The following is a 24,358-nucleotide window of genomic DNA, read 5'->3' as shown; positions in this document are numbered from 1 at the left end:
ATCTTACTTAGGGGTGATAGTATGAGCGAGTTTCTCAACTAGCTTAGCTAATGCTTGGCCCCGGTGACTACGTTGATTCTTCACTTCACGTGATAGCTGTGCTGACGACATTTGTAAGTCATCTTGCCAAAAAACAGGATCATAACCAAAACCTTGCTCACCTTGCTTATTTTTAGAGATAGTGCCTTCCCATATACCGTGACAAATAAGTGGTGTAGGGTCGTTTTCATGTTTCATATAAACTAAAACGCAGTGGAAACGGGCAGTACGCAATGTGTTAGGTGTATTAGCTAACGCGGTCAGCAGCTTGTTAGTATTGTCATCGTCAGTAACTTCACCTTCAATGATATCTGCCGCATATCTCGCTGAATAAACACCAGGAGCGCCACTTAGCGCATCAACTTCTAAGCCTGAATCATCTGCAATAGCGGGTAATCCTGTAACTTTTGCAGCATGGCGTGCTTTGATTATGGCATTTTCTACAAAGGTGGTGCCTGTTTCAGCTACGTCAGAAACATCAAGTTCACTTTGTGGAACTATTTCAATGGATTGTTCAGCCAGTAATTGGGCCAACTCTTTAACTTTACCTTTATTTCCGGTGGCTAATACAATTTTCGACATGATGGTTACCTACTGCTATTTTGTGTTCTATAATCGCGCTATTCTATCCTAGAATTGCCTGTTTCGCTAAAGTTAACCGTAAAAAAAAGAGCTTTTAAAAGCTCTCTTCATAAAGGCGTTAACTAGGTTTTAGAATTAATCTACGTAGAAGGTTTGTGAAAATTTCAATTGTTGTTTCTCTTTACCATCATTAATCATGATATCAAAATGAATTGTCTCTTCGTTGCTATAGTTAACTTGTGCTAGATAATAAATAGCACCACCTTCTTTAACTTCTTTAAATGCTAAATCTTTAAATTGGCCTAGGTTGTTTTTGGCTTTACCTGTAATGCTCACTGTCTTTGAAGGCGTATTTTTTTGGCTATTATCTAAGACTGAAATATTGATCAAACCATTATAGCGACTACGTGTAATACCATAGACTTTTGCTATTTCAGGTGTGAAAAATGTTGAACCAATAGCCATATAATGCACATTCATAGAGCCTAGTTTTTTCATGTTCTCAGCACTAACATTGCTCATCAAAAACAAGCTAAGACTAAGGGTAATAAATAATTTGATGATTGACGTTTTCATGTGATTCTCCAACATAATACAGAGGATTTGGTACTGCTCTATTACATGTCTATAGTATAGAACAGCCCCCAAAAAATACTATTGTTTTACAATGCCCCCCAGTAAGGCAATGAGTTTGAAAGTAAGATGTTAATGACATTCATCGCTAAAAATGCAAATAGCATTGATAAATCTAAACCACCCATATTTGGAATTATTCTTCGAATTGGGTTTAAAAAAGGTTCAGTCAATTGGCTAAGCACCATTAATGTCGCATTATAGCCCTGCACAACCCAACTCATAATTGCCATAATGATCATGATAACGAAAAGTAAAAAGCCGGCTTGTTTTAATAACACTAATAAACCAATGTAAAAAGCTAGCACGCCTAAACTTTCACCGGATAAAGCAGCAAGCGTAACAAATTTTAGTGTTGCAACGATATAAGCGATTAGTACCGTTGCTAAATCTAAGCCACCTAAGCCAGGAATAACTCGGCGAAGTGGTATTACTAACGGGTTACTTACTTTGACAATAAACTGACTTAATGGGTTATAAAAGTCAGCTTTAACCCATTGCAACCAAACGCGCATGATTAATATCATTAATAAAGCATCGAAGGCGAATCTAAGCAAATAAATAATTGCTTCCATTGGTTTTCCTCTAATTAAATATAATTACAATCAAGGCTACTATTTAGCCATTTCTTCTGCACGAGCAATGGCAGCTGTCATGGCATTTTTTACCATAGCTTCCATACCATCTTGTTTAAATTGCTCAATAGCTGCATGTGTTGTACCACCTTTTGAGGTTACATTAGCTCGTAACTCACTGATAGGAATGCTGTTGTGAGCTACCATTTGGGCAGCGCCAAGAGCTGTTTGTTGCACTAGCATGCGACTTTCTTCTGCAGAAAATCCATAGATTTTCGCTTGTTGTTCCATCGCTTCCATAAATAAAAAGTAGTAGGCAGGGGCAGAGCCCGCGACTGCGATAATATTATTAATCTTATCTTCTGCATCTAACCAAATACTTTTGCCAATAGCGTTGGTAATTTTTTCGGCATTAGCTTTTTGCTCTACTGTCACTTCAGTTGAGGCGAACAAACCACTCATGCCTAAACCCAGTTGAGAAGGAGTATTTGGCATGACACGAACAACAGGGGCATGGCTTGCAGAAATGTCTTTTGCTAATGCGGATTGAATTTGCTCAACAGTCGTGCCTGCGGCAACAGAAATGAATAATTTCCCCGCAATATCGATTGTTTGGCTGATTTGAAGGCAAACATCAGTGATAAAATGTGGTTTAACACAAAGCACAATAACATCAGCGAACTCACTGGCTTTAATATTATCATCCGTTTGTAAAACACCAAACTCTTTAGCAAGATTAAGTCTCTTGGACTCAGATGGATTGGCTACAATAATATCTTGAGGAGTAATACCAGAGTTAACTAAACCAATAATGATGGCACGTGCCATATTACCGGCACCTATAAAGGCTATTTTATTCATAAAGGGAGTTCCTAACGATTAATGGTTAAACTTTATATTCTCTGGCACCAAAAATGGCGGTGCCAACTCTTACCATGGTTGAACCGTGGGCCACAGCGTTATCTAAATCACTAGACATACCAAGAGAGAGAGTATCTACACTGGGATACTGCTCTTTAAGTTGGGTAAATAACTGTTGCATTTTCTCATAACTGGCTTTAGGGGCGTTTTTTTCGGGAACAGCCATTAAGCCACGTAAGGTGAGTTTATCACAGTTATCGACAATTTTAGCAAGTGAAAAGACCTGCTCAATACTTATACCTGACTTTGACTCTTCATTGCTAATATTCACTTGTAAACAAATGTTTAGCGGAGTATTGTGAGGATTATCATCTGTGAGGTGTTGATTTAGGCGCAAAGCTACTTTTTCTCTATCAACACTGTGCACCCAAGAGAAGTTATTGGCAATTTGTTTGGTTTTATTTGATTGAATAGGTCCAATAAAGTGCCAAACTATCTCAGGTAAATGTGCTAACTCTGCTATTTTTTCTACTGCTTCTTGTAGGTAATTTTCACCAAACTCATGTTGACCTGCTAAATAGGCTTGTTCAATGAGTGAGGCAGGTTTAGTTTTACTTACTGCTAAAAGGGAAACAATAGGTGATTGAGGTGATAATTCACCAAGGGGAATAAATCTGCCGCTTTGTTGACAAGCTTGCTGAATTTGCGCTTTAATTTTATCAAGATTATCTTTTATATTTATCATGTTAAATATTGAATTGTGTTAATTTACCTTATTTTCTGGTTAGTATAACCTATTAAATTATTACCGATAAAAGATAATATTATTATTTTTTATCGCTTTATAAAAAGAGGCTTTTATGGATATTACCGAATTACTCGCATTTAGTGTCGAACATAATGCATCCGATTTACATTTATCAACAGGGACGCCGCCTGCTATTCGTGTTGATGGGGACGTACGTAAGCTTAATATTCCAGCCTTTGATGGCAAAGATGTCAATGCGTTAGTATATGACATTATGAATGACCGTCAGCGTAAAGAGTATGAAGAAAATCTAGAAGTCGATTTCTCCTTTGAAGTGCCAAATTTAGCAAGATTCAGGGTAAATGCATTTAATCAAAATCGCGGCCCTGCAGCGGTGTTTCGTACCATTCCTAGTAAAATTTTAACACTTGATGATTTAGGCTGTCCTGAAATATTTCGTGAAATATCCGATACTCCACGTGGCTTAGTATTAGTGACTGGTCCAACAGGCTCAGGTAAATCAACCACATTAGCTGCGATGGTTGATTATATTAATGACCATAAACACGATCATATCCTCACGATTGAAGATCCAATTGAATTTGTTCATGAAAATAAGAAATGCTTAATTAACCAGCGTGAAGTTCATCGTGATACCTTAAGTTTTGAAGCGGCGTTACGCTCTGCATTACGTGAAGATCCTGATGTCATTCTTGTTGGTGAGATGCGTGACTTAGAAACCATACGTTTAGCGATGACAGCAGCAGAAACAGGGCATTTGGTTTTTGGTACACTACATACAACCTCAGCACCTAAAACGATTGACCGTATTATTGATGTTTTTCCTGGAGAAGAGAAATCTATGGTGCGTTCAATGTTGTCAGAATCACTTCGCGCTGTTATATCACAAACACTGATTAAAAAAGTCGGTGGCGGACGTGTTGCCGCCCATGAAATTATGATTGGTGTTCCTGCTATTCGAAACCTTATACGTGAAGATAAAATCGCCCAAATGTACTCGGCTATTCAAACGGGTATGCAGCATGGCATGCAAACAATGGATCAATGTCTACAAAACCTGGTAAACCGAGGTATGATCACTAAGCAAGACGCGATGGAAAAAGCGGTTGATAAAAATCAATTTTCTGGTTTTTAATACCCTTGAATGAATGAATGAATGAATGAATGAATGGAATAAAGGATAGTAAATGAAGCTCCATGAATTATTAGAAAGAATGGTAAAAAAAGACGCCTCTGATATGTTCGTTACGGCTAAATTACCGGTGAGCGCTAAAATAAATGGTGAATTGCAGCCGATAGATGAAGTGGTGTTAACTGCAGAAGAGTCTTTAGGCTTAGTATATGACGCCATGAATGAGAAGCAAAAGCAGCAATTTGATAACGAAAAAGAGTGTAATTTTGCCATTGAAATTGAAGGCATTGGTCGCTTTCGTATTTCTGCTTTTTGGCAAAGAGATATGGCAGGAATGGTTGTGCGTCGTATCGTTACCGACATTCCTGATGTTGATGATCTCGGTTTACCACCCATTCTAAAAGATGTCGTTATGTCTAAACGTGGACTAGTGCTATTTGTTGGTGGTACTGGTACGGGTAAGTCGACCTCAATGGCATCATTAATAGGTTATCGTAACCGTAACTCCTATGGACATATTCTTACTATTGAAGACCCTGTAGAATTTGTTCATGAACATGGAAAGAGCATGATCACTCAACGGGAAGTGGGTTTAGATACAGAATCCTTTGATGCAGCATTACAAAGCTCATTGCGTCAGGCTCCAGATGTTATTTTAATCGGCGAAATTCGAAGCCAAGCGATAATGGAGCATGCACTTAGTTTTGCTGAAACAGGGCATTTATGTATTGCTACTTTACATGCAAACAATGCTAACCAAGCTATTGACCGTATTATGCATCTAGTACCAGCTGATCAACATGGTAAGTTGTTATTCGATTTAGCGTTAAACCTACGGGGGATTATTGCTCAGCAGTTGGTACCAACAAAAGATGGTCATAGTCGAGTTGCTGCCATTGAAGTATTGCTTAATTCACCTTATATCAGTGAACTGATTAAAAAAGGTGATATTGGCGGCATTAAAGAGGTGATGGAAAAATCAAATGAATTAGGCATGCAAACATTTGATCAGGCATTATTCAATCATTATCAACATGGAATGATTACTTATGCCGATGCACTACATCATGCTGATTCACCCAATGATTTACGCTTAATGATTAAATTGCGTAGTAATGATCAAGGTGGGACTGGTGGTTTATCTGGTGTTACATTAGACGGTTTTGACTCTTCCGATAACATGTAAGGGTTAAGATAATCACTTTGTGATTAATAAAAGCTGATACTTACCTAGGCATGTACTTGGTATTTATCAGCTTATTTGTTTCAGTAATCTAATAACCGTTATCAGTTTTTCTGACTTGGCTTAGAGCTGTTGCCAACATAATAAAAAATAGTCCATGTGGTAGAGAATAAACCTGAAGTTGGCACTAAGTGCGTTGAAAAGGTTACTTTCTCATTAGGTTTTGCCTCATGGTTAGTAAACACCGCTTTCATACCATCGTCGTGGTTTCTCTCGCTTTCTTCTAATTGCCATTGTTCACCTAAACACTCTTGAGTGATTCTTTTCGCACTTTGGTAATAATTCTTAGCTGTTTCTTCATTGGGCGCCACCAAGTTGCAAGAATAGGTATGTTGTTTTCCTCCCCAAGAAAATACCTGACAGTTCTCACCAAAAAGTTGGTATTTCGCCTTCCATATATTAGTGATTCTTCCAGCAACTTTAATCTCTTTTAATGAAGTGAAATCATCATAGTAGGCACTTTTAAGTAAATCGAGTTTAGTACAAGGATTAGTAGTGGGCATGATGTTAGTAGCAATTTTTGTATTTTGATTAACACAACTTGCTAATAAAATACTTGAAAGGATTATGGGATATTTTGCATATGTTTTCATAAAATTATATCAGCCTGACGTAAAATTTTAAGGTAATACCAATAAGTTCGTTTGATTGGTTTAAATTCTTTCTAGTACTGATGGTACAGAGTTTTGACTCTTTTTCCTAGTTAACATCAGTGCAATGTAAATGATGTTAACATTAACATTATAAGTCATAACATAACTTTAAGATGCATTTAACGGCATATCATAGTGAAAAAGAGTTATATTTTTAGTGATATAAATAGCTTAAAATACTGTCATTATTTTTTTATATCCAACAACTATTTAGACTAAACCTAATGAGCAGTATCTCGCCTTTAAATAGCAAAAGCTTAGCATTTGTACAAGCCAAAATTAATAACAAAACCAAACCCGTCGGCGCTTTAGGAGCACTAGAACCTTTGGCTCTACAACTCGCTTTAATTACCGGGCAAAGAGTGCAAAAGCGATCAGGTATTCATCTCACGGAAGACGATAGTTCAGGCCAAATTAGTATAAATAATCCCGCCATGCTAGTCTTTGCGGCTGACCATGGAATAAATGAAAACAATGTCAGTATTGCGCCTAGTGCCGTTACTGAACAGATGGTGCTTAACTTTTTACAAGGTGGAGCCGCTATTAATTGTTTTTGTCACAGTAATGATATTGCGTTAACAGTGATTGACTGTGGTATTTTACGAACAATTTCCCATGATGTTGCTCTTCGAGCTAAAGCAGAGGCAACTAGCAGGGTCAACTTTATTGAGCAGCGATTAGGTGCAGGAACCAATGATTTTTCAGTGAAAGCTGCTATGTCTACCCTGCAAGTGAAGCAAGGGTTTGACTACGCTAGACAATTGGTTAATGAACAAGTTAACCAAGGCGCTGAAATATTTTTGTTCGGTGAAATGGGCATTGCCAATACTAGCTCCGCAGCTGCATTAATGTCAGCATTAACTTCATCCAGTGTAAGAGACTGTGTAGGTCGCGGTACAGGTATTACAGATGAGCAATTAGCAAAAAAAATCAGCCTCATTGAATGTGCACTTCAACGTGTTGAAATATCAGGGCACAATGTTAATAATTTAACTGAAGATACAGTGATAGAGTTGTTATCTGAATTAGGCGGTTTTGAAATAGTTCAAATGGTCTCAGCTATATTAACCGCGGCAACAGCTAATATACCGATTGTTATTGATGGTTTTATTGTCAGTGTTGCTGCTTTAGTTGCCCTACGCTTAGATGAAAATGTCGCTGATTACCTTATCTTTTCTCATGTTTCTCAAGAGAAGGCTCATCAATTATTACTTGATAAACTTATGTCGGCGCAAAAAATTACTGAATCAAGCAGTCAAGCTTTATTGAATTTGGGACTGCGTTTAGGAGAGGGGACAGGCGCAGCACTTGCTTTACCTCTTATAAAAGCATCGGCAAGTTTTTATAATAATATGGCCAGCTTCGAAAGTGCGGGTGTTAAGGTATGAGTACACCAGTAACTGAGCCACCAAAAAATAAAATAATTGAACAGTTAAACTTATTTTATTTGGCGTTAAGCTTTTTTACTCGCTTACCTATGCCTAAAACTATCTATTATTCAGAGGCATTATTAAATAAGGCTAATCGATATTTCTCCCTCGTTGGTGTAGTGACAGGAGGAATTCTTGCGTTAGCTTATGTCTTATTTAACTGCTTTTTTCCAATAAACATAGCTATTTTATTAACTATGGCGATAAGTTTGTTGTTAACTGGTGCTTTTCATGAAGATGGCTTAGCTGATATGGCTGATGGTATAGGTGGAGCCTTTACTATAGAAAAGCGATTGACCATTATGAAAGATAGTCGTATCGGTACATACGGCGCTGTGACACTAGTCATGACTTTATTATTAAAATTTACCTTACTGGTAAAGCTAGCCGAACAAGGTAGTAATCACTTACTTTTTGCTATTATATTAGCTGAAGTTTTATCTCGAGCGCTTGCTGGAAGCTTAATTTCGTATATGCCCTATGTAAGTGACATTGAACAGAGTAAAAGTAAACCATTAGCCCAATCACAATCTCTATCAGAGCTAACCTTATTGTTATTTATAGGTATAACACCACTTATTTTTTATCCAAGTGAAGTCATTTTCACATTGTTGATTATCTTAGTGCTATTTCGCTATCTATTTAAACGGTGGCTTATGGCGAAGATAGGTGGTTTTACCGGTGACTGTTTAGGTGCTGGGCAGCAACTTTCTGAGTTACTTATTTATTTAACGCTTGTTTCTTATATTAACAAAGATGTATTCATAGAGCTTGCGCGTACCGGACATCACATTATGGGAATAGTCGGATGATTCATTTTATATTAGGTGGTGCTAGATCTGGCAAATCGAGATTTGCAGAGCAACAGGTACTTGAATTATCAGTAAAAAAGAGAAAACAAGCCGTTTATATTGCAACAGCAACGGCTATTGATTCAGAAATGGATAATCGAATAGCTCAACATCAAAATGATAGAGGTGATAGTTGGCAATTAATTGAATGCCCATTAGCACTGGCTGAAACCCTAACTAACCTTGATAATAATAATGTTTACTTACTCGATTGCTTAACATTGTGGTTGAACAATCAACTTTACGCTGTTGATGAAGAAAGTCGTGAAAAACAAGCCCAACATTTACAAATTGAAATAGACATATTAGCTATGCGTTTAGCTTCTGTAGATGCAGACATTATTATTGTTAGCAATGAGATAGGTTTAGGTGTAATCCCCATGGGGGAATCTACCCGATTATATGTTGATTATTGTGGTTGGTTAAACCAAAAGGTAGCTGACGTGTCTGATAAAGTCACCTTGGTTACTGCGGGTATACCACTTTGTATTAAGAAAATTGATGAATAAATAAAATGGGCCTTCAACATGATTGAAATTGATTTAATAAGGCATGTGAAAGTGTTGGGAAAACCAGCCTTATACGGCTCTACAGATGTTGCCCCAATCACTGCAGAAAATGCACGTTTACTTGCACGTTTATTAGCACAACAAAAAACGTCTAAGGCATATCACGCTATTATCTCTTCCCCCTTAATACGATGTCAAAATCTAGCAAGAGAATTTTCACAATTAGGCCACTTGCCCTTAGAGGTTTTTCCTGATTTACAAGAGATGCACTTCGGTAGTTTTGATGGTATGCCTTTTGATGATCTTTTTTTCGAAGAAAGTGTTTGTAAAGCGGTATCTGAGGTGGATGAGGAAACTAAACTGCATTGGTCACAACTTGAAGGTTTTTTTCAGGCTCCGGCAGATATTGTATTACCGCAAGCTGAATCATTAACTGATTTTCATCTGAGACTAAAGCGAACGTGGAGAAAACTAATAGAGCAGCAAGTCTTGATTGCAACGAAACAAAAAAGAACGCTCGGATTAGGACAACAAGCACTAAAAGAACCTGATGAAAATAGGCGGGTTTTAGTCATCGCACATGGCGGTGTTATTCGTATGATTTTAGCGGAAATATTGCAGCTTGATTGGCAACAAGCCAGTTGGCACCAAAAACTACATATTGGACACGGCAGTATTTCTCGCATTTTAATTAGTCAGCCTTATCAAGAAAAACAAAGAGGACACGCGGTAAAGCAAATAAAGTATAAACAATTAACCCAACATGTTACGACTATAGCAATGCCGTTTCTTGAGGAAATATCAAATGAACGCTAGGCAAAATAATAGCTATTCTTCTTCGAATACTTTGGATCTTACCCGATCGAATCAATCTAGTACTTTGATGATACAAGGTACTACATCTGATGCGGGAAAAACGACTCTCGTGGCAGGACTGTGCCGTGTGTTTGCAGATTTACAGGTCAAAGTAGCGCCTTTTAAGCCGCAAAATATGGCGCTTAATAGTGCTGTGACACCTTGCGGTGGTGAAATTGGACGAGCACAAGCATTGCAAGCTAAAGCCGCACGACTAGCATTAGATGTCGATTTCAATCCCATTTTGTTAAAACCTAATAGTGATACTGGCGCACAAGTTATTGTGCACGGTAAAGCACTGATGAATAGGTCATCGTCTAATATGGAGGCTAGTGAGTACCAAGATTATAAAAAAGTAGCTATGCGAGCAGTATTGGACTCACATCAACGTTTAGCACAGCAGTATGATTTGGTAGTTGTTGAGGGTGCTGGAAGTCCTGCAGAGATCAACTTACGCAAAGGAGATATTGCTAACATGGGGTTTGCTGAAGCTGTTGATTGTCCTGTATTGATTATTGCTGATATTGATAAAGGCGGTGTTTTTGCCCAGCTTGTTGGTACTTTGATGTTGCTTTCCCAATCAGAGCAAGACAGAGTGGTTGGTTTTGTTATTAATCGTTTTCGCGGTGATATAAAGTTACTCGAATCCGGGCTGACATGGCTTGAAGAGAAGACCAATAAACCCGTATTAGGAGTTTTACCCTATTTACACGGTTTAGATATTTCATCTGAAGATGCATTAGTAACTAATCAAGCCTCAACAGAAGGCTCTAGGTCATCAGAAAAAGTGCGTATCGTGGTTTTAGTTTATCCACATATGAGTAATCATACGGATTTTGATGCGCTGCGCCATCATGAAGATATTGATTGCCAATTTCTTTTTGCTAAAGGTTCAAAAGGTGAAGTTAACGCTGAAAAAATAGTTATTCCTGCGTGTGATCTTATTATATTACCGGGTAGTAAAAATGTTAGAAGTGATCTCGAATTTTTACGGCAGCGAGGCTGGGATGATGAGATCGCCAAACATTTACGTTATCAAGGCAAAGTGATTGGCGTTTGCGGTGGTTATCAAATGTTAGGGGAGCTTATTTCAGATCCCGAAGGAGTAGAAGGGCAAAAAGGCGTTAGTGAAGGTTTAGGCTATTTTGCAATGAATACGGTATTAGCATCGAAAAAAACCTTAATGAATGTGTCAGGTGTTTTGGAATTAGCTGAAAAAAAGACAGCCATAAGTGGTTATGAAATTCATGCTGGTGTAAGCACATTTACTAATGACATTAAGCAGTCTCACCTAATGACCCTTGCTGAAGAAGAGCAAGGCGTACTTAGCGATGACGGCCAAATAGCGGGTTGTTATCTTCATGGATTATTTGACCAACCTGAAGCGTTGCAGCTGTTTATGGGGTGGCTTGGTTATGAGGTAAGTAAATCGCCCAGCATTGAAGTGCTCGAAGAGCAGGCTATTGAACGAGTGAGTCATGCCTGTCAAACACATCTAGATATGGTGAAAATCGAACAAATAGTTACACAATGGTACAGATAACCACATAACTATCATGGGTATTATTTATTGTAATGATCTAAATCAATTCGTCGTTATTTTTACTTGTTAAAATGCTCCTATTAGTAAATTTGCCTACGCTAGTAAGGTAACTGATAAGTAGCTAAGGAGTGACTTTAATGTCAAATGTACATAAATTACCGAAAACAGTCAGTGACAAAGCAAAGAGTAAACCAATCGTTTACTCTTGCTCTGGTTGCTCAAACCTCGCGCAAATGGCGCATAATATTTCATTAACCCTAGATGGTGATGGTATTGCTGAGATGTCTTGTGTTGCGGGGGTTGTGGGTAAAATAGAGCCAATAATGGCTATGGCAAAATCAGGCCGACCCATTATAGCTATTGATGGTTGTGGGTTAGGGTGTACAAAAGCTTGTTTAGATAAAAGTGGTATAAAAACCGATCATTATTTTAAAATTAGCGACTTAGGATTTGAGAAGCGCGATAAGTGGGATGACTCTCTTACCGAGAATACTGTTGCGATGAAAAGTGTATATGCAAGTCTAATTGAAGCAGGCATTGATTTTGCGCAATAAGCAATAAAAGTAAAAGCAATCAATAGCACACAGCGTATTAAAAAAGCTGCCTATGACATTGAGCAGCTTTTTTATGCTTCTATAAGGGATAATTTACTTATTTATGCATCTTGCTCTAAGAAAGGTGCGTATTGATTGTGCTTGCCCAATACTGCTTGACTACCTTTCAGAGAAAAACGGTAACCACAGAGTGAAAACTTACCGCGAAAAGCAAGTGCTCTTATTAACTCTCCGCTATCAAGAGGAGAGAAGCTCGCAAAGTATTCGCTACCATTTTCAACCCATACCGATAAGGGACGAATTGATGAGCCTTTGTTAAATTCAATACGTTGACAACTTTTATCACCCGTTATTGATAATTGTGACCAAAGTTCTCCATTAGCGACTTGATCCGCTTGCCAATGAATAATAAGGCCTTGATATTCAGATAAGTATAAATTGAAGTTATCAGGCATCGCCAATAAGTGAGCTTTATTGGTAAGGATAGTTGAGGTTACTTTGATCGCAGGTCCTTGCGGTTCATTTGACTCAGCACTGGTAGTTTGATGTTGATTGGTGGGAATAAAATTCACTGCACTGTTAACCAAAACAGCGAGAAAGATTAAGCTGATACTGGCGATAACGCCGAGCTGTACTTTACGGTTGCCAAGGAGTTTTAAGCGAATAAGTTCGCCAATGTCTGCTTGTTTATTATCAATTTCATCAGTAATCGTGTCGTTGGCGGAAATATTTTGCTCATCGATAATATCATAACTAGTAGGCTGCTCACTTGCTCCCTGAGCAGCTAGTGTTGGCTCAATACGTTGCTTTGGTGTGTTGGTTACCTCGGTCTTTTGTTTATATTCACTTAGATCAACAGGGCCATAATAGCCTAGGATGTAATTCCTTTTTTCTTTTGTTTTTTTACTTGGATAGGTAAGTAAAAGGGCTGTACTTAAAAATGGTAAAATTAAAAAGTAATAACTACTACTATTTTTAAGAAGTAGACTTAAAATGCCAGTAAGGAGCAGTAAACCACCAGGCACTAATTGCCAGTTTTTATTAAGCTTAGCGTCATGTAATCGGCGTTTAGCACTACAAGTTAGTACAAGGGTCAATAGTAATAAAGTGACAACACTAACTGCTAAGTTATCAGAAAAAAGCGCAGAGCAAAAAATAAAGCCTAAAATAGCAACTAGGGATGTTGCAAAAAATCGATTACGATCATCAAATCCTTTTAGACAAAAAACGGCTTGTAAAAATGGCACAAAAACTCCAAAAGATAAATAGTACTAGGTGTTAAAGACTAAGAGCATAACACTAGTAGATGATATGTGTGACTAAAAAACAACCTAAGAATGGTTGCAGTTAAGTCAGAATTAATTTACTCGATAAGCGGGCAAGTCAATTTTATCAAGCTTTAAACCATACAGTGTTAAACAACCCTGATTGGTTGATTCACCATCGCCACTAAAATCAAAGTCAAAAACACTATAAATACAGGGACCGTGTTTCTTGGTAAACTTTAACCTACTAGAGCGTCTGGCCAATGAAATAAACTGCAAACCACTCTCTTTACAGTAGCGATGAACATGCCGTTTAGCTGCTTCGGAGACTTGTCTTAAATAAACAAAATACCAGCAAAACAAGCAAAAAAGTAATAAATAATAAATATTTTCCATAAATAAAATACCTAAGTTTGACCAAATAATTGCCCAATGGCTTGCGCTAAAGCTGGTGAACGGTTTTCACTACGAATGCATTGAAAAGCAACAGGTCTAATTAAGGGGATGCTTACTAAATCTTTAAATATGCTAGAAAATAAGGTTAAGTCATCATGACTAAGAAGTTGTTCAAAATAACACATAAGCATCTTTTCATCTGCTAGGGCTTGCCAGCACCTTCCAGATAAAATAATGAGTAGTTCGCTGCTGATGTGTTCATTTCGCAATAGTTTTTCTACGGCTGTTCTCACATGAATATGCTGACTATTCGCAGCCAAAGCGCGTAATAAATGCATTGCTTTTGCTAGGGAGGCCGAGTCTGTCAGTGCATTCTCAAATGCTGCGACAATAGCATCAATTAAGGCAACGGGATATTGTTGGTTTTCTAAAGCACTACACACAGGCGAAAGCACTTCATCAGGTAGCTGTGGTAGTGCATTGAGTAATAGAACAATATGGTCTTCATGTTCAATTCTAGCTATAAAGTCAGTAATCCCTTGTACGCCGACACCTTGCCAATTATCCCAGTCAGCGCCATTACTTAGGTATTGTTTAAAAGGAGAAAAATATGCACTGGGTGCTTGCTTTAAATCAACTTTTATTTTGCTATTTAAACTCGCTAATTTATATTGAGCAGGGGTGAAAAGGTAAGGATTGCTGCTAAGTAATTCTTCCTGCTTTTTAGAGGTTTCTTGAGTTAAATCGGCACCCAACGCTTCAACAATGATGGCAATGAAGTGGTTTCTTGCCCCTTGATTTAATAAGCCTCGTTCATCAAGTGGTAATTTTAATAACCACAAGTAAGGTTGTGATGATTTTTTTTGCCAAAATGCTATAGCAATGCAAGCATACCCTTGGGTAGGCGTAGGATAAGGTAGTTGATTTAACTCAACTTTTTCAAATAGATCTTTTGGCAATTTACTGACTAACCGGCCAATATCATAGAGGCGATATTGTGAACCTGAAAGTTTAAGTAATTCTGATAGAGTCGCTATGTTAGTTGCTGGTGCTGTGTCAGTCATAAATTCAAAAATATTGCTGCTTGTTATAGCGCGTTATTATAAGGATAATGGCGCCATTAACATAGCAAAATTATTTATCTGAAATAGTTTGCTGGTAATTATCTACTTAACCTAATCACTTTATAACCTAAATCTAAATAGTCACAGATGATGATCAAAACAACTCCTGAGTATATCAATACTTTATTAGTCGACCTAACTTTTGAGCTTAAATTACTTAATCTCTGGCAAATACCTCTGCCTACTGAAGAAGCGCTCTCAAGTAGCGCTCCTTTTTGTTGTGATACTTTAGCATTTGAGCAATGGTTACAGTTTATATTTATTCCTAAGATAACGATGATGATAAATCATCAACAAGCATTGCCGTCAAAAATTTCTATAACGCCTATGGCCGAAGAGGCTTTTAAACATTTATCAATGAGTGCAAAATCTGTACTTGGTGTTATTCACAAAATAGATAAAGCTTTGACTGAACAGGGTAAGCAGCATGATTAATCTCGATAACGATACTGTAGAGCCAATAACTACCGAGGGTATCGATCCGGAAAAACCTGTGCTAAATATTCTTTATCAAGATGAGTATCTGGTCGCTGTTGATAAACCGGCAGGGCTATTTGTTCATCGAAGTTATATGGATAAAGACGAAATTTATTTTGCATTGCAGTTAGTTCGAGATCAAGTTGGACAGTATGTTTACCCTGTTCACCGATTAGATAGACCTACCTCTGGGGTCCTTCTTTTTGCTTTAAGCAAGGATATCGCTACTCAGTTAAGTGAAGCTTTTGCAGTGAAAAGTACCTTAGGAACAATTGGCAATAATGCTGTACTTCAAGGTACTCAGGAAAAACAACTAACAAATGAAGAAAAGTACAATAAAAGTAGTAATGATGATTTAGCTATGGTGAAAACTTATTATGCCTTGACGCGTGGTCACTTGGCAGTACCTGCTGGTTTAATCGATCACCCTTTGAAAGAAAAACTAGATAAATTGGGTGATAAAAATGTAAGCCGTGACAAGCCGGCACAATCTGCCCAAAGTTACTACCAAGTTAAGCAGCAAGCAAGTTTGCCAATTAGAGTCGGTAAATTTGATAGCGTGCGATACTCGTTAATTCAAGTGCGCCCCAACACGGGCAGACGTCATCAAATTCGTCGTCACTTAGCGCATTTACGTCATCCAATTATCGGTGATATTAACTATGGTGATAATAAACAAAATCCTTTTTTTATTGAACACTTTGGGTTTAAACGCTTGATGTTAATAGCCAAGTCTTTAGAGTTTAACCACCCCATTAGCAAAAAAAGAATGAAGATATCGGCGCCGTTTGATGCGCAATGGCAATATGTTTTTGATACACTTCAATGGCCATCACTCTAGGGTATTTAACCTTTTTATAGCTAATTTACCTCATGTGGTGGCACATAGTGAAGTGTAACTTGGAACTGCTTTATGTTTAAATCAATAGCAATTGAATTAATTTGCTTTAATAAAACAGTGGCTCTTACTGGGAGTGATTATTTCGGGTAAGGGCACATCCCAGCCTTCTACTGGTATAGAGTCTACCAATTGGCAATCATGGGCAAGACCGAGGGGATATAATTTAGTTTGTTGCCAATTTGCTAGGCTCCTATCATAAAAGCCTCCGCCCATGCCTAATCTAGCGCCAGAATTATCGAAAGCGACTAAAGGCGTGCAAATAACATCAAGTTTGGCTATAGGACAAACTATAGTGACATCTAATTTAGGTTCTAAAATACCATAAACATTTTTTACCAGCTTCGTTTCTTGTTGATATTGCAAGAAAAGTAAATTCCCCTTACTAAAAGGGTGCACTACAGGCAAAAAAACCTCTTTCTCATTCAGCCAACACCATTCTATAAACCTAGTGGTTGACAATTCTCCGTCATTGTTTAAATAAATTGCTATCCGTTTCGCTTTCAGAATCTCCTTATGACAAGATAATCGTTGGGTTAATTTAACCGTTGCAGTGGATTGCTCCGTTGCTGAAAGTGCATTACGGCGTTGCCTGATTTCTTTTCGTAATTGTGAGCGTGCATTCATAAGAGGGGTTATCATTTAAAAAATTAACAGTTATTAATTATCAATTATAATCGCTTACATTAGCATATGCTTTAACATTTGTTTTAAATAATAAAAAAGCTGGGGGATTGCTCACCCAGCTTTATAGCATTTTTCTACTTGCAGTTATTGAAAATTAGTTGTGAGTTTCGGTAACACCTTCGTGAGTACCGGTAATTGCGATTTCTTGTTCAATTTTTTCATCTAAATCAACAATATCATCACCTTCTGCACCATGCATCCATTCTACTAACTTACCAGCCGATAGGAAAATGATAATACCGGTAATTAAAGCAGCGACACCAACGCCCATGAATATGTTAGCTGCATTATCGACCATTTCTTGGCCTTCACCAACAAATGAACCGATAAAACCAGCTAACTTGTTTGATAAGGCGGTAAATAAGAACCAAATACCCATTAGAACGGAGGTAAACTTAAGTGGAGCTAACTTGGTCACCATTGATAAACCAATAGGTGATAAACATAGTTCACCTAAGGTGTGGAATAGATAAGCAAACACTAGGAATAACATACTTACTTTAACTGTAACATCGCCACCTTGTACCATAGTAGCCCATAGCATAACGAAGAAGCCTAAAGCCAAGAATACCATTGCTAATGCGAACTTTTTCGGTGATGTTGGTTCGTTTGACCCCATTTTAACCCAAACAGAAGCAACAACCGGTGCTAACATGATGATGAACATTGCATTTAATGATTGGAAAGAAGAAGCAGCTACTTCGAAACCGAAGATAGTACGATCCGTGAAGTCAGACGCATAAATAGTGAATAACCCGCCAGCTTGTTCAAATCCAGCCCAGAATATGACTGAGAACATACTCATGATTAAGATGACTTTCATGCGGTCAATGTCTTGTGAAGTAATAGGTGCGTGAGCTTCTTGTTTGCCTTTTGAGCGTTTAGCTGACGGAACAATACCTATATCGCCTAAGTATTTGTTAGCTAGGGTAAGTTGCATAGCTAAACCAACTAACATACCACAACCAGCCAATATGAAACCGTAATGCCAGTTAACCTGTTCGCCCAAGACACCAACAGTGATTGGTGCTAAGAATGCACCTAGGTTAATACCCATATAGAAAATTGTAAAAGCACCATCACGTCTGTGATCGCCTTCTTCGTATAAATCACCTACCAAGCTAGATACATTTGCCTTAAATAAACCATTGCCCACGATGATTAATGATAAACCAATATAGAAGACAGTTTCTTCCATACCAGCAATCATTGATTTAGGAATACCTAGGGTAAAATAACCTAATGCGAAGATCAGTCCACCGTAAATTATAGCTTTACGTTGACCAATATAATTATCAGCTAACCAACCACCTAATACAGGTGTTAAGTATACTGCCATGGTAAATGTACCATAAAGACTTAGCGCTTCACCTGAGGTCCAGCCAAAACCTCCATCTTGTACCGAGGCTACTAAATATAATACCAATAAAGCCCGCATGCCGTAATAACCGAAACGCTCCCACATTTCAGTACCAAATAAAAGGAAAAGTCCTTTCGGGTGGCCAAATAGGGTACCCGCATTAGGTTGAGTCATATAATTATCCTAGATTTTATTTTTTATAATCATTTGCGTTAGTTTTTACCGTAACATTGTAAGTTTAGTTTTTAGTAAAGAGAGTGTTATACCCGTGTGAACAAATAAAGGCAAGTTTTGGCATAAATCAATGATTACCATGCTTTGGGAGGTGTAGAGAAATCTTTCCTAGCGCCTGCAGTGTGGTCGGTTAATAATAAAGACGACTAGCCAAGCTAACATATTGTTTGCATAACAATATGCTGGTAAACTTCGTCGTCACTAAAATTAGTGACAAACTTTAAGGTTCTTGAAATTATTCAGGGATAGGCAGAAGTCTTCGACATTTTTTAATGCCGTATGACTATATAGGAACTCTTTGTTAAAATGATAACCGCTACAGAAAAAAACATTAAAAGTCAAAATGTTAGTTTTTTTAAATTGATGCTGAGTATTTTGCTGGTGTTGACTTTCTTCGTAATATACTTACCTTCGAAGGCTATTGCTGCAAGTCAAATAAGTGAACAGCAATTGGAGCAATTTAAAAAATTACCTCCTTCTCAACAAGAAGCGCTTGCTAAGAGTATGGGCGTTGATCTAAACAGTATCAAAGGGCAACTATCGAAAGCAGGGTCTAGTGAATCCCAAAAGAATACCGAAACTTTCCCGCGTGGAACTCAATTTGATGCTGAAGGTAACCCTATTTCTGAAGAAGACTTAGAACAGCTTGAAGAGAGTGATGAGTTGAAACCTTTTGGTTATGATGTTTTTGCTAACTCACCACAAACATTTGCTCCTATGATGGATATTGCTATCCCCGCTGATTATATCGTTGGTCCTGGTGATAAGATATCTATCCAAGTGTTTGGGAAAGAAAAAGATGAACTTGAATTAACAGTGAACCGTGAAGGGCAAATTATTTTCCCTGCTCATGGACCTTTTACAGTGTCAGGCTTATCATTTAATGAAATGAAGCGTTTATTAACTGCACGCATTAAAGAAAAAGTTATTGGTGTTGATGTTGTTGTTGGCATTGCTTCCTTACGCTCAATGCGTGTCTTTGTTTTAGGCGACGCTCATAAACCAGGACCTTATACCCTAAGTTCGTTATCGAGTATTACTCATGCAATTTTTGCAGCGGGTGGTATTAGTGATATTGGTAGCTTGCGTAATATTCAGCTTAAACGCGCTGGCAAGTTAGTTACTACTTTAGATTTATATGACTTATTGATTAAAGGTGATTCACGAAGCGATGTGTTATTACAGTCTGGCGATGTGATATTTATTGCCCCTAAAGGTAATACTATCAGTGTTGAAGGTGAAGTTAGGCGCCCTGCTATTTATGAATTAAGTCAAAATGAAAACTTTAATGATGTTTTGGCCATGTCAGGCGGGCTGTTGCCAACAGCTTTTGCTAAAACAACTCGTGTAGAACGTTATAATCAAGACTCTTTGCGCACCGTCGTTAATGTTGATTTGACTAAAAAAAGCGATCTAGATAAAAAGGCACATGCAGGTGATGCCGTTTATGTGATGAAGGCTGCTGAAATGTTTGAACAGTCTATTACTGTTATCGGTGCAGTGACGCGTCCAGGAAAATATCAATGGCAAACAGGTCAGCGCATTACCGATATCTTCCCAAATATCGATTCGCATTTATTAAATTCAGCCGACCTAAACTATTCAATTGTTGTACGTGAAATTGATATTGCCCGCAATATTGAAATTTTACAGTTTGATTTAGCCAAAGCGATTTCATCGCCTAACTCAAAAGATAATATAGTTTTGCAAGGTAATGATAAAATTTTAGTTTTTGCCAATGTTATTAAATTAGTTGATAGTAAAATTAGCTTAGACTCTTTGGCTTTTACTCAAGATAACTTGGCGAAAAAAGAACAAGAGTTAGCAAAAGAGAAGTATAAGCAGAAACAATTTTGGTTGAAATATGGTGATAGTGAACAGCTTGCTCAGCTTGACAGTGATGAAGCTGCTGCCGCTAAATTAGTTGAACAATCCATTGCTCAGTTTAGTGGTGGCGAACTAGAAGAAGAAATTGACCTGAAAGAGCTAACTCTGTTCTCTCGTCAACGTTTATTGATGCCCATTGTTGAAAAATTAAAGCGTCAAGGAAGATCGGGTCAACCAATTCAGTTAGTTGAAGCCGATGGTGAAGTCAAATTTCCAGGCGTATACCCGCTGGCCAAAAATGCCCGTGTATCGGATTTAATTGCTGCCGCTGGTGGTTTAACAGAGTCGGCTTATATGGTGCGTGCGGAAGTATCTCGTAATCAAATTATCAATCATAGAGCGCAACAAACGTCACTGATGTTTAGTTTAAGTTCAGCGCTTGCTGGTGATGAAAAAGATAATGTTTTATTAAGTTCAAAAGATAGATTGAATATTCATCAAATTCCGGCGTGGAGTGAAAATAATGTAGTTGAGCTTCGAGGTGAGTTTGTCTTTCCTGGTAAGTATACGGTTCGTCGCGGTGAAAGTTTAGCTGATTTAATTGCTAAAGCCGGTGGTTTTACCAAATTTGCCCACCAAGAAGGCTCTGTTTTTACACGAGTACAACTGCGTGAGATCGAGCAACAAAACTTATTAAAATTAACTGCTGATTTACGTATAGAAATGGCCTCTAAGTCAATGACAGACCAAAACTATTCGCAATCCTACGCTGAAGTTCAGCAAATGTTAGCAGATATGGCCAATGTGCAACCCGTTGGCCGACTAGTTATTGATTTACCAAAAGTAATGAGCAATAAAAATTACGATGTGTTATTGGAAGGTGGTGATGTGTTATATGTACCTACTTTGAAGAACTCTATTAACGTTGTTGGTCAAGTACAAGTTACATCATCCCATATATATGATATTAATTTATCTGCAGATGACTATTTAGCCCAAAGTGGTGGTAGTAAAAAGCGAGCAGATGAAGAGCGCATTTATATAATTTCTGCTAATGGCAGTATTAAAATGATGGAAAGTGGTAATTGGTTTAGCAGTGATGCAGGTGATAACTTAAGACCAGGTGATACTATCGTTGTACCCCTTGATGCTGAGTATATGAATAACTTGGCTTTGTGGTCTAGTGTCACGGGAATAATCTATAATTCTGCAGTTGCAATTGCTGCTATCAGTGGTATTTAATTAAAGTGGTTAGAGATAAGGGTAGCCCTATACCATTATCTCTGTACATCCCTTTAATAATATTCTTAATCGAAATACAATAAATGGACATGGTATGTTGCACTCCTTAGAGAACGTGAAGCTAGGCATTATAGGTTTAGGTTATGTTGGTTTACCCCTCGCAGTAGAGTTTGGTAAAAAATATCCAACCTTAGGTTTTGACATTAACACCAAGCGTGTTGATGAACTAAAGCAAGGTCACGATTTTACCTTAGAAGTATCCAATGAAGAGTTAGCCGATTCTGAATTTATTTCGTATTCTTCAGAAGTTAGCGATTTAAAAAATTGTAATGTCTTTATTGTTACCGTTCCAACCCCAATTGACAAACATAAGCGTCCAGATTTAACGCCTTTAGTCAAGGCGAGTGCTATGCTGGCCAATGTGCTGGATAAGGGCAATATTATCATTTATGAATCTACGGTATATCCAGGAGCAACAGAAGAAGTTTGTTTACCTGAAATAGAACGCCACTCAGACTTAATATTTAATCAAGATTTTTATGCCGGCTATAGCCCTGAGCGTATCAATCCAGGTGATAAAGAGCATAGAGTTACAAATATCTTAAAAGTCACTTCAGGATCAACGCCGCAAGTTGCAGAGTTTATTGACAGCCTCTATAGATCTATTATTACAGCAGGTACCTACCAAGCATCAAGTATTCAAGTGGCTGAAGCTGCAAAAGTTATTGAAAACACTCAGCGTGATTTAAATATTGCTTTGATAAATGAGCTTGCCGTTATTTTTAATAAGCTAAATATTGATACGGAAGAAGTGTTAAAAGCAGCTGGTACGAAATGGAACTTTTTGCCATTTAGGCCAGGTCTTGTTGGCGGTCACTGTATTGGTGTTGATCCCTATTATTTAACTCATAAAGCACAGGCTATTGGTTATAACCCTGAAGTTATCCTTGCAGGTCGTCGTATTAACGACTCTATGGGGGAATATGTTGTTTCTCAGTTAGTAAAAACCATGCTAAAAAGAAAACTGCCAGTTAACGGTGCTAATGTTCTGGTGATGGGCTTAACCTTCAAAGAAAATTGTCCTGATGTTCGCAATACCAAAGTAGTTGATATTTTGTCTGAATTAGCAGAATTTGATATTAATGTTGATGTTTATGACCCTTGGGTAAACCCAGAGGAAGCTAAGCAAGAATACGACGTTGATTTAATCTCTGCGCCTAAAACTGCCTACTATGATGCGGTTATTTTTGCGGTAGCACATAATGAGTTTAAGATTTTATCTTCTGCTGAAATTAAAGCATTGATGAAAGAAAATCATGTAATTTACGATATAAAATATATGCTAGAGAAAGATTTAGCTGATATCCGCTTATAAATCCTTTTAGTAACAATTTTTAGATATATCTTAATCCCTACTATCTGGACACTTGGTTAAGTGGGACTTATAAAGGACAGGACAACTTAGCGCAATGACTCAGTTTCAAAAAATAAAACAAGAGCTTACCAATTCACCTAAAACCTGGATGATCACTGGTTGTGCCGGCTTTATCGGTTCAAACCTTTTAGAAACACTGCTTTTATTAGATCAGAAAGTTGTTGGTTTAGATAACTTCGCAACAGGTCATCAATACAATCTGGATGAAGTTCAAGCACAAGTTTCCCCTGAACAATGGCAAAATTTTTATTTTGTTCAAGGGGACATTCGTCAATTAGACGATTGCCAAACTGCATTAAATTATTACGATAATGGTGTTGATTATATTCTTCATCAAGCAGCACTTGGCTCAGTACCAAGATCAATTGCTGATCCATTATTAACTAATTCAGCAAATATCACTGGTTTTTTAACTATGCTTACGGCAGCTAAAGAAACTCAGGTAAAGAGTTTTGTCTATGCGGCATCAAGCTCTACTTATGGGGATCACCCCGCACTGCCAAAAGTTGAAGAGGCTATCGGTAAACCATTATCCCCTTATGCTGTAACTAAATATGTTAATGAACTTTATGCGGATGTTTTTCACAAAACTTATGGTTTAAATTGTACTGGTTTGCGTTACTTTAATGTCTTTGGTAAAAGACAAGATCCTGACGGTGCTTATGCTGCAGTTATCCCTAAATGGACAGCTGCAATGATCGCTAATGAAGAGTTACTTATCAATGGCGATGGTGAAACCAGCCGTGATTTTTGTTTTGTTGAAAATGCAGTACAAGCTAATATTTTAGCGGCAACAGCGAATGATGCTGGTAAAAATCAAGTCTATAATGTCGCCCTAGGCGACAGAACTAGCTTAAATACCCTGTTTGATAGTTTAAAAATAGCCTTAAAAGCAAATGGTGTCGATTATCAAAAATCTGCAACATATCAAGATTTCAGAGCGGGTGATGTTAGACATTCACAAGCTGATATTTCTAAAGCAAAGTCCTTAATTGGTTTTGAACCTGAGTTTAAAATTCAACAAGGTATAGATAAAGCGATGCCTTGGTATATTAACTTTTTAAAGTAAAATTTAGTCATAGTAAGATTTAATCTTAGTAAGATAAGACATTAGTATTTAGTTCTATGTTAACTAATAAAATTCAAAAAGCAGCTCCTTATTAGGGCTGCTTTTTTATTTCCTG

Annotated in this window: 24 protein-coding genes; 13 read left to right on the top strand and 11 right to left on the bottom strand. The window is 37.6% G+C overall.

What is annotated here, in order from left to right; genetic code table 11:
* Window positions 1-3: 3 nt before the first annotated feature.
* The 5 genes from rdgB to ND2E_RS13600 all read right to left on the bottom strand — a co-directional run bounded on the left by rdgB (window position 4) and on the right by ND2E_RS13600 (window position 3,435).
* Complete coding sequence (gene rdgB / locus ND2E_RS13580; RefSeq protein ID WP_033093311.1) at window positions 4-621, bottom strand: RdgB/HAM1 family non-canonical purine NTP pyrophosphatase; 618 nt, start codon at window positions 619-621, stop codon at window positions 4-6.
* A gap of 135 nt (window positions 622-756) precedes the next feature.
* Window positions 757-1,197, bottom strand: a complete 441-nt coding sequence (locus tag ND2E_RS13585; protein ID WP_052056403.1) for a DUF4426 domain-containing protein — start codon at window positions 1,195-1,197, stop codon at window positions 757-759.
* An 86-nt stretch (window positions 1,198-1,283) separates the two neighbouring features.
* Window positions 1,284-1,829, bottom strand: a complete 546-nt coding sequence (locus tag ND2E_RS13590) for a YggT family protein (protein WP_033093310.1) — start codon at window positions 1,827-1,829, stop codon at window positions 1,284-1,286.
* Between the two features lie 39 nt (window positions 1,830-1,868).
* The gene (gene proC, locus ND2E_RS13595; RefSeq protein ID WP_033093309.1) at window positions 1,869-2,690 is read right to left on the bottom strand and encodes a pyrroline-5-carboxylate reductase; all 822 of its coding nucleotides are present in this window, start codon (window positions 2,688-2,690) and stop codon (window positions 1,869-1,871) included.
* A 25-nt stretch (window positions 2,691-2,715) separates the two neighbouring features.
* The gene (locus tag ND2E_RS13600) at window positions 2,716-3,435 is read right to left on the bottom strand and encodes a YggS family pyridoxal phosphate-dependent enzyme (RefSeq protein WP_033093308.1); all 720 of its coding nucleotides are present in this window, start codon (window positions 3,433-3,435) and stop codon (window positions 2,716-2,718) included.
* Between the two features lie 115 nt (window positions 3,436-3,550).
* Here ND2E_RS13600 and ND2E_RS13605 point away from each other — a divergent pair, with 115 nt between their 5' ends.
* Together ND2E_RS13605 and ND2E_RS13610 are read left to right on the top strand one after the other, a co-directional pair.
* Complete coding sequence (locus tag ND2E_RS13605) at window positions 3,551-4,594, top strand: type IV pilus twitching motility protein PilT (protein ID WP_033093307.1); 1,044 nt, start codon at window positions 3,551-3,553, stop codon at window positions 4,592-4,594.
* 52 nt (window positions 4,595-4,646) lie between these two features.
* Window positions 4,647-5,777 (top strand): PilT/PilU family type 4a pilus ATPase, encoded by a 1,131-nt coding sequence (locus ND2E_RS13610; protein WP_033093306.1) that lies wholly within the window; start codon window positions 4,647-4,649, stop codon window positions 5,775-5,777.
* Between the two features lie 101 nt (window positions 5,778-5,878).
* Here the strand turns inward: ND2E_RS13610 and ND2E_RS13615 are convergent, their stop codons facing one another.
* Window positions 5,879-6,427: a hypothetical protein gene (locus tag ND2E_RS13615; protein WP_033093305.1), complete on the bottom strand. Its 549-nt coding sequence runs from the start codon at window positions 6,425-6,427 to the stop codon at window positions 5,879-5,881.
* 284 nt (window positions 6,428-6,711) lie between these two features.
* Between ND2E_RS13615 and cobT the strand changes: the two genes are divergently transcribed.
* From cobT to ND2E_RS13645, 6 genes are all read left to right on the top strand, one after another.
* Window positions 6,712-7,875 carry a nicotinate-nucleotide--dimethylbenzimidazole phosphoribosyltransferase gene (gene cobT / locus ND2E_RS13620; protein WP_052056401.1) on the top strand — a complete coding sequence of 388 codons (1,164 nt, stop codon included), beginning with the start codon at window positions 6,712-6,714 and terminating at the stop codon, window positions 7,873-7,875.
* Window positions 7,872-8,729, top strand: coding sequence for an adenosylcobinamide-GDP ribazoletransferase (locus ND2E_RS13625; RefSeq protein ID WP_052056399.1), 858 nt, complete (start codon window positions 7,872-7,874; stop codon window positions 8,727-8,729). The genes cobT and ND2E_RS13625 overlap by 4 nt, the downstream gene beginning before the upstream one ends.
* Window positions 8,726-9,277: a bifunctional adenosylcobinamide kinase/adenosylcobinamide-phosphate guanylyltransferase gene (cobU, locus tag ND2E_RS13630; protein WP_033093304.1), complete on the top strand. Its 552-nt coding sequence runs from the start codon at window positions 8,726-8,728 to the stop codon at window positions 9,275-9,277. The genes ND2E_RS13625 and cobU overlap by 4 nt, the downstream gene beginning before the upstream one ends.
* 18 nt (window positions 9,278-9,295) lie before the next feature.
* Complete coding sequence (locus tag ND2E_RS13635) at window positions 9,296-10,093, top strand: histidine phosphatase family protein (RefSeq protein WP_033093303.1); 798 nt, start codon at window positions 9,296-9,298, stop codon at window positions 10,091-10,093.
* The gene (locus tag ND2E_RS13640) at window positions 10,083-11,675 is read left to right on the top strand and encodes a cobyric acid synthase (protein ID WP_033093302.1); all 1,593 of its coding nucleotides are present in this window, start codon (window positions 10,083-10,085) and stop codon (window positions 11,673-11,675) included. Before ND2E_RS13635 ends, ND2E_RS13640 begins: the two co-directional genes overlap by 11 nt.
* 137 nt (window positions 11,676-11,812) lie before the next feature.
* Window positions 11,813-12,229 carry a putative zinc-binding protein gene (locus ND2E_RS13645; protein ID WP_052056397.1) on the top strand — a complete coding sequence of 139 codons (417 nt, stop codon included), beginning with the start codon at window positions 11,813-11,815 and terminating at the stop codon, window positions 12,227-12,229.
* Between the two features lie 101 nt (window positions 12,230-12,330).
* Here the strand turns inward: ND2E_RS13645 and ND2E_RS13650 are convergent, their stop codons facing one another.
* From ND2E_RS13650 to ND2E_RS13660, 3 genes are all read right to left on the bottom strand, one after another.
* Window positions 12,331-13,476: a hypothetical protein gene (locus ND2E_RS13650; RefSeq protein ID WP_033093301.1), complete on the bottom strand. Its 1,146-nt coding sequence runs from the start codon at window positions 13,474-13,476 to the stop codon at window positions 12,331-12,333.
* A gap of 111 nt (window positions 13,477-13,587) precedes the next feature.
* Window positions 13,588-13,890, bottom strand: a complete 303-nt coding sequence (locus ND2E_RS13655) for a DUF3301 domain-containing protein (RefSeq protein WP_033093300.1) — start codon at window positions 13,888-13,890, stop codon at window positions 13,588-13,590.
* A gap of 11 nt (window positions 13,891-13,901) precedes the next feature.
* Window positions 13,902-14,954: a DUF3549 family protein gene (locus ND2E_RS13660; RefSeq protein ID WP_033093299.1), complete on the bottom strand. Its 1,053-nt coding sequence runs from the start codon at window positions 14,952-14,954 to the stop codon at window positions 13,902-13,904.
* Window positions 14,955-15,101: 147 nt separating this feature from the next.
* Here ND2E_RS13660 and ND2E_RS13665 point away from each other — a divergent pair, with 147 nt between their 5' ends.
* Window positions 15,102-15,449 carry a YqcC family protein gene (locus ND2E_RS13665; RefSeq protein ID WP_052056395.1) on the top strand — a complete coding sequence of 116 codons (348 nt, stop codon included), beginning with the start codon at window positions 15,102-15,104 and terminating at the stop codon, window positions 15,447-15,449.
* Entirely contained in the window at window positions 15,442-16,332 is an 891-nt protein-coding gene (locus tag ND2E_RS13670; RefSeq protein ID WP_052056394.1) for a tRNA pseudouridine(65) synthase TruC, read from the top strand. The genes ND2E_RS13665 and ND2E_RS13670 overlap by 8 nt, the downstream gene beginning before the upstream one ends.
* A gap of 96 nt (window positions 16,333-16,428) precedes the next feature.
* Here ND2E_RS13670 and ND2E_RS13675 read toward each other — a convergent pair whose 3' ends face one another.
* Window positions 16,429-17,016, bottom strand: a complete 588-nt coding sequence (locus ND2E_RS13675) for a 5-formyltetrahydrofolate cyclo-ligase (protein WP_081962011.1) — start codon at window positions 17,014-17,016, stop codon at window positions 16,429-16,431.
* A gap of 154 nt (window positions 17,017-17,170) precedes the next feature.
* Window positions 17,171-18,610 carry a peptide MFS transporter gene (locus tag ND2E_RS13680; RefSeq protein WP_033093297.1) on the bottom strand — a complete coding sequence of 480 codons (1,440 nt, stop codon included), beginning with the start codon at window positions 18,608-18,610 and terminating at the stop codon, window positions 17,171-17,173.
* A 366-nt stretch (window positions 18,611-18,976) separates the two neighbouring features.
* On the opposite strand from ND2E_RS13680, the gene ND2E_RS13685 reads away from it, so the two are divergent.
* The 3 genes from ND2E_RS13685 (at window position 18,977) to ND2E_RS13695 (ending at window position 24,243) form a co-directional block, all read left to right on the top strand.
* On the top strand, window positions 18,977-21,739 hold the full coding sequence (locus ND2E_RS13685) for an SLBB domain-containing protein (RefSeq protein ID WP_052056392.1): 2,763 nt from the start codon (window positions 18,977-18,979) through the stop codon (window positions 21,737-21,739).
* A gap of 94 nt (window positions 21,740-21,833) precedes the next feature.
* On the top strand, window positions 21,834-23,114 hold the full coding sequence (tviB, locus tag ND2E_RS13690) for a Vi polysaccharide biosynthesis UDP-N-acetylglucosamine C-6 dehydrogenase TviB (protein WP_033093296.1): 1,281 nt from the start codon (window positions 21,834-21,836) through the stop codon (window positions 23,112-23,114).
* A 94-nt stretch (window positions 23,115-23,208) separates the two neighbouring features.
* The gene (locus ND2E_RS13695; RefSeq protein WP_033093295.1) at window positions 23,209-24,243 is read left to right on the top strand and encodes an NAD-dependent epimerase/dehydratase family protein; all 1,035 of its coding nucleotides are present in this window, start codon (window positions 23,209-23,211) and stop codon (window positions 24,241-24,243) included.
* Window positions 24,244-24,358: the final 115 nt, after the last annotated feature.

It is taken from the genome of Colwellia psychrerythraea, assembly GCF_000764225.1.
GTDB lineage: Bacteria > Pseudomonadota > Gammaproteobacteria > Enterobacterales > Alteromonadaceae > Colwellia > Colwellia psychrerythraea_D.
The sequence above is the reverse complement of the archived record's forward strand: the minus strand, read 5'-3'. Positions and strand labels throughout refer to the sequence as shown.

Bases quoted from the DNA above. Each gene is read 5' to 3' on its own strand.
- rdgB (WP_033093311.1), bottom strand. From the start codon at position 621: ATGTCGAAAATTGTATTAGCCACCGGAAATAAAGGTAAAGTTAAAGAG.
- ND2E_RS13585 (WP_052056403.1), bottom strand. From the start codon at position 1,197: ATGAAAACGTCAATCATCAAATTATTTATTACCCTTAGTCTTAGCTTG.
- ND2E_RS13590 (WP_033093310.1), bottom strand. From the start codon at position 1,829: ATGGAAGCAATTATTTATTTGCTTAGATTCGCCTTCGATGCTTTATTA.
- proC (WP_033093309.1), bottom strand. From the start codon at position 2,690: ATGAATAAAATAGCCTTTATAGGTGCCGGTAATATGGCACGTGCCATC.
- ND2E_RS13600 (WP_033093308.1), bottom strand. From the start codon at position 3,435: ATGATAAATATAAAAGATAATCTTGATAAAATTAAAGCGCAAATTCAG.
- ND2E_RS13605 (WP_033093307.1), top strand. From the start codon at position 3,551: ATGGATATTACCGAATTACTCGCATTTAGTGTCGAACATAATGCATCC.
- ND2E_RS13610 (WP_033093306.1), top strand. From the start codon at position 4,647: ATGAAGCTCCATGAATTATTAGAAAGAATGGTAAAAAAAGACGCCTCT.
- ND2E_RS13615 (WP_033093305.1), bottom strand. From the start codon at position 6,427: ATGAAAACATATGCAAAATATCCCATAATCCTTTCAAGTATTTTATTA.
- cobT (WP_052056401.1), top strand. From the start codon at position 6,712: ATGAGCAGTATCTCGCCTTTAAATAGCAAAAGCTTAGCATTTGTACAA.
- ND2E_RS13625 (WP_052056399.1), top strand. From the start codon at position 7,872: ATGAGTACACCAGTAACTGAGCCACCAAAAAATAAAATAATTGAACAG.
- cobU (WP_033093304.1), top strand. From the start codon at position 8,726: ATGATTCATTTTATATTAGGTGGTGCTAGATCTGGCAAATCGAGATTT.
- ND2E_RS13635 (WP_033093303.1), top strand. From the start codon at position 9,296: ATGATTGAAATTGATTTAATAAGGCATGTGAAAGTGTTGGGAAAACCA.
- ND2E_RS13640 (WP_033093302.1), top strand. From the start codon at position 10,083: ATGAACGCTAGGCAAAATAATAGCTATTCTTCTTCGAATACTTTGGAT.
- ND2E_RS13645 (WP_052056397.1), top strand. From the start codon at position 11,813: ATGTCAAATGTACATAAATTACCGAAAACAGTCAGTGACAAAGCAAAG.
- ND2E_RS13655 (WP_033093300.1), bottom strand. From the start codon at position 13,890: ATGGAAAATATTTATTATTTATTACTTTTTTGCTTGTTTTGCTGGTAT.
- ND2E_RS13660 (WP_033093299.1), bottom strand. From the start codon at position 14,954: ATGACTGACACAGCACCAGCAACTAACATAGCGACTCTATCAGAATTA.
- ND2E_RS13665 (WP_052056395.1), top strand. From the start codon at position 15,102: ATGATGATCAAAACAACTCCTGAGTATATCAATACTTTATTAGTCGAC.
- ND2E_RS13670 (WP_052056394.1), top strand. From the start codon at position 15,442: ATGATTAATCTCGATAACGATACTGTAGAGCCAATAACTACCGAGGGT.
- ND2E_RS13675 (WP_081962011.1), bottom strand. From the start codon at position 17,016: ATGAATGCACGCTCACAATTACGAAAAGAAATCAGGCAACGCCGTAAT.
- ND2E_RS13680 (WP_033093297.1), bottom strand. From the start codon at position 18,610: ATGACTCAACCTAATGCGGGTACCCTATTTGGCCACCCGAAAGGACTT.
- ND2E_RS13685 (WP_052056392.1), top strand. From the start codon at position 18,977: ATGATAACCGCTACAGAAAAAAACATTAAAAGTCAAAATGTTAGTTTT.
- tviB (WP_033093296.1), top strand. From the start codon at position 21,834: ATGTTGCACTCCTTAGAGAACGTGAAGCTAGGCATTATAGGTTTAGGT.
- ND2E_RS13695 (WP_033093295.1), top strand. From the start codon at position 23,209: ATGACTCAGTTTCAAAAAATAAAACAAGAGCTTACCAATTCACCTAAA.